Origin of the sequence: Ponticaulis profundi (assembly GCF_042659465.1) — a bacterium.
In the GTDB taxonomy this organism is placed as follows: domain Bacteria; phylum Pseudomonadota; class Alphaproteobacteria; order Caulobacterales; family Hyphomonadaceae; genus Ponticaulis; species Ponticaulis profundi.
Map to the genome: position 1 here is coordinate 1 of NZ_JBHSSW010000029.1, position 7200 is coordinate 7200.

Genomic DNA, 7200 nt, shown 5'->3' on the forward strand with positions numbered 1-7200 from the left:
TTTTTTTTGAGTGAACAACTAAGTATTTGAAAATAAAGAATAAGTACACCATATTGGATTTGAGAGGAACACCATATGACCCAAAAACCGACGACTACCCGCGAAGCTTCTGCGATCGCAAAGAAGCAGCGGGCGATTAGAGATCTGCATTGGCCCAAGGCCGAGCCTTACTTGTGGGACCGCAAGGTACATAGGGGGTTCACCACGATCCCTAAAACTATGCCCATGATCCTCAAGATCATGGACGAGATGACTAAAGGAGCCCCGGTATCTTCCACCTATCTTAATCTTTGGTGCAACACCTGGGACAACTCCTTTGTAACCCTGAACAGAAACGGGGAGATGGCAAACGCTTCCGGGTTCGGTGGGCAGCGGGGAGAACATACTTGGCTGACCAGAGTGAAGAAGCTTCAAGAACTCTTCTTTATTGACGTGAAAGCGGGAAAATCGGGACCGTTCGGTAACGCTATTATCTGGAATCCGCACCTTGTGATCCGGTGGCACAAAGATCAGGGCACTCCGGGGCTGACCTCTGCCAGCTTCAATGCTCTGCTTGAGCAGGCGTTGGAGATCGGAGCTCAAGATATGATTGGAGACAGCCTTCCAGATATCGGCAGCCTTTCACAGGACGTTAGCAGGACGGAAGGGGCTGAAAAATGAAGGGGATCGTCTACACCACCAAGTTCAGACGTGATGTAAAGCGCGAGACTAGGACCGATCCGGGCGTCGAGCAGCTTTTGCGGGATGTAATTGCCGCTCTGTGCGCCGGGCAAGAATTGCCCCCGCGCATGAAGGATCACCCGCTTCATGGGGATTGGAAAGACCATCGGGACTGTCATCTGAAGCCCGATCTGGTGTTGATCTATAAAATCGATGAAGCCGATGTTACCCTTGCTAGATTGGGGTCACACAGTGAACTATTTTAGTTGATAGTGCGCAAAATAATCAGACGTTTCTTACAAATCGCGCAACCATTTTCGCGCAGTGTTTTGAAGATCGATTTGTAGATAATTTAAAGTAATAGCCGAAAGGAGAGACTATGAATCAAGATGAATGGGAATACGAACTTGGCAAAATAATAGATTTTCTGCCATACGTTTTTATTTCCAATGCTGCATTTTCCGCAGGATTATCTGTTCAGCATGCTGCTTCTTTAATAGAGTTCTATGCAAGAGAAATTGTAGAACTAAAGGAAGCTGAAGAAATAGATAGTGATGAAGAGGAATTTATGTTTAGAGAAAAATGCCATAGTGAAAAAATAGAAGTAGAAAAAATTGATGATTTCATCACATCATATGGAACTAATAATGGGCCCGGAGATCCAGGGTTTTAAAATAGTAAAGTATAGATAAAACCGGTCTAGCCGTAAATCCTTTTTTCTCGAAAAAAGTGATTGTCGCCTGAGAAAATAGCCGGGCGCGAGCACAACCTGAGGCTGACTTACTTATGTCCCCATCTCCGGTTTATAACACCCATTCTAGAACTTGAATGGGCCGGTACGCGACCGGCCCAAACTACTGTGCGATATCAGATCTTGAGATCGTCCGGCTCGGACCCGGCCACGATGGCTTCCCGAAACCACGTCGGTTGCCGACCCCGTCCTGACCAGGTCTGCTCTGGATTGCCGGGATTGCGGTATTTTGGGGCGGGCGTGGCGCGCTTCGTGGTTTTGGCGTCTGTGAGCTCGGACAGAGAAAACCCGTATTCGCGGGCCTTTTCCTCCAGATCGCGCCGGGCCTCCGCCTTAAGGCGGTTGTCATAATTGGCGATGGCCTTGTCGAGCTCCTTCTTGAGGCGCTTCAACTCGTCCAGGTTCATGGTGTCAAAATCAAGATCAGACATGGTTATCCTTGTTTTTCCAGGCTGTCTTTGACGTATAATCACGGGGCGTCACATTAAAGGGAATACAACGGCAGCGGCCCTTATTATCTGCCGTTCTGCTAATCCTCGCCAGTCATATCTAATCAGGCTGCATCAAAGCCAACCCGATCCACAGAAAAACCCATGTCAGCGACATACTGTGGATCTTGCAGGGGAGAGCGACAGTTAAGCCGCGGGCCTCGGCATTGGAGAGGCCTGTTCATGCCCCTGTGAGACCCCGGAAGAGGCCCGATGATCCGTTCTCAGCTGCTGGCAAAGCTTCGCAAGGCCCATCCGCATCTGTCCTCCCATGCGGTGGAGACGGCGCTCGACACGATCCTGGACGAGATCGCCGAGACCCTCAGCCAAGGTCATCGGGTGGAGCTGCGCGGGTTCGGCAGTTTTTCGAGCAAGGTCCGGATCGCCCGGACGGGCCGCAATCCGAGAACCGGAGAGGCCGTGGACGTGCCGCCCAAGCGGCACATGCACTTCCGGGCCTCGAGGCAGCTCCTGGAGCGGCTCAACCGCCCCACAACCCCTGGCTGATCCCCGTCCCCTGCCTGGTGCGGCGCATAACACCGCATATCGACGGGGACGCGCCCGCAGGTTGAACAGGGGGCAGCTTCGACCACAAAGTGACCTTGCTAGTCTGGCTTGTAGAGTGGGCTAAATTGGAAAAAAATGATAACGCTCCATAGTGCAGATACTTTTTGAGAAAAATCATTAAAGGCATTAATTTGAATGAATGGCTTTCTAGATCAGCTTACGAAAAATGCCTCGATAGCCCTACGCAAGATACAACGGCGGCTTCATTTAAGATTTCCAAATATTTTTCCGGACGACCTTGAAAGTAGAAAATTTTACAAGGAACATGATGCGAAAGAAAATATTATATCTCAAGTGCCGCTAGATGAGGATCTGCGGCAATCCGCCGTTTGGGGTGTAGAACTATATGGCCCAAAGGAAATTTCAGGTCTCTATGAAGGTCTCGAAAAATTAGGCTGGGCCGGAAGTCGCTTTGGATTGCCAGATAGCGATTGTCTTGAGTGGGTGCGCCGAGCAAGGCAATACGGCCACACAGGGAAACGCAACCTCAGCATTGTCTATAGGCACAAAGAAAAAGGGCCCGGACGAGATTACTTCGCACCCATGCCTGATATCTGCAACTACCTCCTAGTATCAATCAATCAAATTACACCGTCTTTAACGGCCGTTCACGTCTATTTCGTGCTAAATGATGATGCAACAAAGCTATACGAGTCTATCTTGAATGAAGATCGAAAGACTTATTACCAGAAGGTGAGAGGCCGGAAGGGGTATTTAATTCCAGGTGTTCTAAACCAAAAAAGGGACCTGATCGAGCAAGCGCGGCTGAAGCGCGCGCACATAGCCTCAGGCTGGTTTTCGCAGCATTTGCCCGGATTGTTTTCTGGCGGTCCGCTTATTGATGAGCTTCCGACTGGCGAATTGATTTTAATGAGAAATCACGCTGCTTTAAAAGACCCTAAAGAAGATAAACAGTTAGAAATAAAATGGCCTGATATGCTTGGTATCGATCAATGGCTTGATGGATGGGTGAACCCAACATACGAGGGTTACGGACTAATTATAGACAGCAGGCATGGCCTTAAAAAATACCACTGTATTGTTACCCTAAGAACAAGCAGCGTTCCCGACGATTATTACTTGTTTAGAAACGGTCGCGACCGAGGCGTATATGATGCCATAGTTTATCAAGATTTGGGCGGAATAGCCGTCCACCTTGCTGCATCTTCCTATATAAAAGAGATAGGCCGCCGGATTCGCGAAATACGCGAAACAGTTAGTCAGGCATCTAATAATCGATTAGCGCTAATTGACACCTTAGACCAACTAGAAACGTTTTATAGGGATACGATCGGCGACCCTGCTATTGCAGAAGAATTGTCTAAACTCGGAAAGCATGAATTCGAGTTCGATTGTACAAAGTTTGTAACCAGAAATTTGAGACGTGGTGAAAAGGTTGAGCTTCCCACCGCACTATATAAATTAACAAAACGGATTTCTGAAAATGTTCACGCTGACGGGCGTTCCGCAAGGCAGCTTTTCCAGGAATTTTCGTCCACTTTAAGTACGCGCGAGAGCATTCGCACTCAACAAAGAATGGAGCGTTTGACAATTGTTGCAATATTCATCGCGTGTATATCCTTAGCTGTTGCTGCAATTGGCGTGTATGTCAGTGGTACAGGTAAATAATTTTCTTTAAAGCCAACGCTGCATCAATGTCGCAGTGATGGGCTTGAAGTTGGCGTTTGTCGTAATCTCATGATCGCGACTACGGCCACCAACCCCGGCGCTTTGGTGATGCCGCAAGAAGCGCCGTAGCATGCTGCTTTTATGCGCCCCGCTCTGCCATGAGATCGTTTATGATTTCACGCTCCCAGTCGAGCACCGCCCGCAGTGCGGCTTCTCACTATAAGCGTTACTGTCGATTGAAGGGCCACCAGGCGCGGCGTCTAGCCGGGGGAGCAGGTTCAGTCAGCTGAGGACGGAGATCGGCCAAAAGGCTGGCGGCTTGCTGTCGCCAACGGTCCCTATCCTCTTTTAGATCGGCGGATATTTCACGCTCACGAGCGGATATCTCACGCTCACGGACAACGGCCTCGCGCTCTTTTTCAAGTAGTAGTTCCAACATGCTGATACGGCTTTGCAATTCAGCTGGAATGGGTGTTGCACCCTGTTCTATAGGGCGTTCGTCGTACGGGTGGCTAGATGTTGCTGGGTACGCTCTAAATAGCTCGGCCGGATCGATCGAGAAATTGCCATCATCCAGCCGGGTAGCGCTTAGACGGCCCATTTTTATTGCCCGGCTAAGCGTTGATTTGCTTTTTCCAGATGCCTTTGCAGCCTGCGAAAGAGTCAGACTCGCCATCGAACGCCTCCTGTTGCGTGGTGCGTCAATCTACCCGTTCTACACGCAACATCGAACAGCATTAATCTTCTGCCAGTGTGGAAGGAAGGTCCGGTTCCATGCCGTTAAAGAAAGGTTGCGAAACGGGGGGCAGGCCGTCGCCCGAAGGCAACTGACGTTCCCCGCTGAATAGGCTTGGCAGCTGACGCAGAGGTTCTTGAGAGTCCAGCATGGCACGATCAGGCTGTTCCTCGTCGGAGACTATGACGCGGGCTGAAAACAGGCTGTAGCGGATACCATCACGCTTTCCGGTCCATGCGATCCGGTCATTGATGATATAAGCACAGACAGTGCCACGGTCTCCGATCTGACGAACCTCAATCCAGTTTTTATCGCGTAGGGTTGCCACTGCCCGTTTCACGGTGTCGCGGGATTTACCCATCATTTCCCCAAGGGTTTTTTGACTAGCAACAACCGCGTTGTGATCGCCCATCCGTGCAACAAGTAGGTTCATCAGTCGAGCCGCAGATGGATTTTCATCTATCAGCGCGGCCCATGCTTCATGTGCTGCGCGCTCGGTTTGGACCCACGTTCCTCGGGCCTTAGTTTCTGGGAGGCCCTGTCCAGTTTGCTTGTTCATCCCCTCGCCTCTTCATGCGTTATTTTTGCTAATCTGTGCGCGAAGGTTAAGCCTAAAAAATGATGATGCAATAGTAGTTAGTGCGCGTTCGTGCGCAATTTCTACTATTTTCTGCACTAGGGGTGGTGCATCAGCTATGCACCAGGGGTGGTGCATCAGCTATGCACCACCCCCCCCAGAAAAAATAAGCCTTTTCAGTACCTTATTTTTTCGCTTTCTAATGATCTACAGGGAACAACCGGGACGGGCCGTGTCGGGCGAAGCAGCCCCCGGGGAGCAAGCGCCGACCGGCGCGGACTGGCCCGGTTTTTACCTGTCAGCACGCTTTCGACTTTGAAGTGTCGTTGAGCAGGCTCGGGACGCCTCGGCGCGAGCCACGCGGGAATGGGGATGATCAGGCAAGAAGGGGAAAGGGTTATCCACAAAAGCGGTACGTGACCGCGTTTGTGGCGCCCGTGGCACCGTCGGGATTTGCTGAGGAATGGGTCAGCCCCAATCCGATCCGCTGTCCTGTCCGCGCTCCCGTTCCCGCGTCTTGCGGGCCTCGTGTTCCTGCATGGCCTCTGTCGCGTGCTGGCGGGACCGTTCCGCCTGGCGCAGGCCGTTCAGGATGGCATCGACTTCCTGCCGATCGGTGCCGGCCAGACGCGGGCCGCCCACGGCATCGAAGTCGCGCCAGGGCAGGGCATAGCTGCCGTCCTTCAGCTCGATGACTGCGATGCCGGTATGGTTCAGGGCTGCCTTTGTGGCTTGGGCCTGCATGTCCGAGAAATGGGAGGCATGGCGGTTGTGAAAGCGCGCCATGTCGCGAAGCAGGTCCTGCTTGTCGTCCTCGGTGACGCCCTCGATCTGCGGGATCTGGAGCGCTGTCAGGACCAGCTTGTTGGCGGCTTCGGACACAGCCCGTTCCCTCGCAAGCTCGGTCTGGGTCTGGCCCAGAACCGCCTCCGTGGCTTCCATCTCGCGGCGCAGGGTGCCGGACGCCTCGGTCAGATGGGCGGTGAGATGCGCCAGACGCTCTGTGGCGGCCCGTGAGGCGCGTTCCTGCCATTCCCGGTCACTCTCCCCACCCAGACCCATTACGGCCCCTCTACGGCGCTCTGGGAGGCTGAACTCGGCTTCTATGGGGGTGGAGGCCCTGCCATAGTATTCCTGGATGGTCTGATGCGTGGCCCGACTGCGTTCCTGACCCCGTTCGAGGCCGAACGGTTGGCCGACGTCGCGGGCGAAGTCGGTCTGCATCTGGCGAAGCTTGTCCTTGCCGCCGACCAGCTCGCGGGCGTTCAGCTTGCCGCGGGCGTCGAGGGGGATCACGAGGACCTGCATGTGCGGGGTGGTCTCGTCGCGGTGCACCACGGCCGACAGGACGTTCTGGGCACCGTGGCGTTCCTTGAGCCAGTCCAGGGCGCGGCGGAAATAGTTGTTCTGCTCGTCCCGGCTCATGGCATGGACCTTCTCGGGCGATCCGCCGACGAAGTATTCAAGGGCGTGGACGGCGTTCTTGCGGATCTTCTCGGGTGCGCGGGCCTCCCAGGCTTCCATGACGCCCTGGGCGGTGCCGGGGCCCTTGAGCACCAGGTTCTCGCCCATGCGGGACTGATCGGCGTTCGGGGTGTCGCGTTCGCGGTAGTTGTGGCCCAGGGCTGCGCCCAGATGCCCCTTGGTCTTGATCTTGCCCACGCGCAGGATGGCGAAGCTCCTGGGCGGGCGCGATCCGCTGCGCACGTGCATGCCCTTGCTGAAGTCCGTCACCACATCCGACATGTCGCGCCCCCATTTGAGAAAAATGTGCACTCACTAGACAATTTGT

Annotated in this window: 9 protein-coding genes; 5 read left to right on the forward strand and 4 right to left on the reverse strand. The window is 53.4% G+C overall.

The features are described 5' to 3' along the window. Positions 1–75: 75 nt before the first annotated feature. From ACFQDM_RS15090 to ACFQDM_RS15100, 3 genes are all read left to right on the forward strand, one after another. Entirely contained in the window at positions 76–660 is a 585-nt protein-coding gene (locus ACFQDM_RS15090) for a hypothetical protein (RefSeq protein ID WP_377380455.1), read from the forward strand. After that, the gene (locus ACFQDM_RS15095) at positions 657–926 is read left to right on the forward strand and encodes a type II toxin-antitoxin system YafQ family toxin (RefSeq protein WP_377380457.1); all 270 of its coding nucleotides are present in this window, start codon (positions 657–659) and stop codon (positions 924–926) included. The genes ACFQDM_RS15090 and ACFQDM_RS15095 overlap by 4 nt, the downstream gene beginning before the upstream one ends. A gap of 113 nt (positions 927–1039) precedes the next feature. After that, on the forward strand, positions 1040–1333 hold the full coding sequence (locus ACFQDM_RS15100) for a hypothetical protein (protein ID WP_377380459.1): 294 nt from the start codon (positions 1040–1042) through the stop codon (positions 1331–1333). A 194-nt stretch (positions 1334–1527) separates the two neighbouring features. Here the strand turns inward: ACFQDM_RS15100 and ACFQDM_RS15105 are convergent, their stop codons facing one another. Next, complete coding sequence (locus ACFQDM_RS15105) at positions 1528–1842, reverse strand: H-NS histone family protein (RefSeq protein WP_377380461.1); 315 nt, start codon at positions 1840–1842, stop codon at positions 1528–1530. A 270-nt stretch (positions 1843–2112) separates the two neighbouring features. Between ACFQDM_RS15105 and ACFQDM_RS15110 the strand changes: the two genes are divergently transcribed. Continuing rightward, on the forward strand, positions 2113–2406 hold the full coding sequence (locus ACFQDM_RS15110; protein WP_377380463.1) for an HU family DNA-binding protein: 294 nt from the start codon (positions 2113–2115) through the stop codon (positions 2404–2406). A gap of 195 nt (positions 2407–2601) precedes the next feature. Next, the gene (locus tag ACFQDM_RS15115) at positions 2602–4095 is read left to right on the forward strand and encodes a hypothetical protein (protein ID WP_377380465.1); all 1494 of its coding nucleotides are present in this window, start codon (positions 2602–2604) and stop codon (positions 4093–4095) included. Positions 4096–4321: 226 nt separating this feature from the next. Here the strand turns inward: ACFQDM_RS15115 and ACFQDM_RS15120 are convergent, their stop codons facing one another. From ACFQDM_RS15120 to mobV, 3 genes are all read right to left on the reverse strand, one after another. Further along, positions 4322–4771 (reverse strand): hypothetical protein, encoded by a 450-nt coding sequence (locus ACFQDM_RS15120; RefSeq protein WP_377380467.1) that lies wholly within the window; start codon positions 4769–4771, stop codon positions 4322–4324. A gap of 61 nt (positions 4772–4832) precedes the next feature. Next, a complete protein-coding gene (locus ACFQDM_RS15125; RefSeq protein ID WP_377380469.1) occupies positions 4833–5390 on the reverse strand; it encodes a helix-turn-helix domain-containing protein in 558 nt (185 codons plus the stop codon). A 486-nt stretch (positions 5391–5876) separates the two neighbouring features. Next, entirely contained in the window at positions 5877–7154 is a 1278-nt protein-coding gene (gene mobV / locus ACFQDM_RS15130) for a MobV family relaxase (RefSeq protein WP_377380471.1), read from the reverse strand. Between the last annotated feature and the right edge of the window lie 46 nt (positions 7155–7200).

Coding starts and splice junctions, on each gene's coding strand:
- mobV (WP_377380471.1), bottom strand. CDS start 7,154: ATGTCGGATGTGGTGACGGACTTCAGCAAGGGCATGCACGTGCGCAGC.
- ACFQDM_RS15110 (WP_377380463.1), top strand. CDS start 2,113: ATGATCCGTTCTCAGCTGCTGGCAAAGCTTCGCAAGGCCCATCCGCAT.
- ACFQDM_RS15125 (WP_377380469.1), bottom strand. CDS start 5,390: ATGAACAAGCAAACTGGACAGGGCCTCCCAGAAACTAAGGCCCGAGGA.
- ACFQDM_RS15095 (WP_377380457.1), top strand. CDS start 657: ATGAAGGGGATCGTCTACACCACCAAGTTCAGACGTGATGTAAAGCGC.
- ACFQDM_RS15115 (WP_377380465.1), top strand. CDS start 2,602: ATGAATGGCTTTCTAGATCAGCTTACGAAAAATGCCTCGATAGCCCTA.
- ACFQDM_RS15100 (WP_377380459.1), top strand. CDS start 1,040: ATGAATCAAGATGAATGGGAATACGAACTTGGCAAAATAATAGATTTT.
- ACFQDM_RS15105 (WP_377380461.1), bottom strand. CDS start 1,842: ATGTCTGATCTTGATTTTGACACCATGAACCTGGACGAGTTGAAGCGC.
- ACFQDM_RS15120 (WP_377380467.1), bottom strand. CDS start 4,771: ATGGCGAGTCTGACTCTTTCGCAGGCTGCAAAGGCATCTGGAAAAAGC.
- ACFQDM_RS15090 (WP_377380455.1), top strand. CDS start 76: ATGACCCAAAAACCGACGACTACCCGCGAAGCTTCTGCGATCGCAAAG.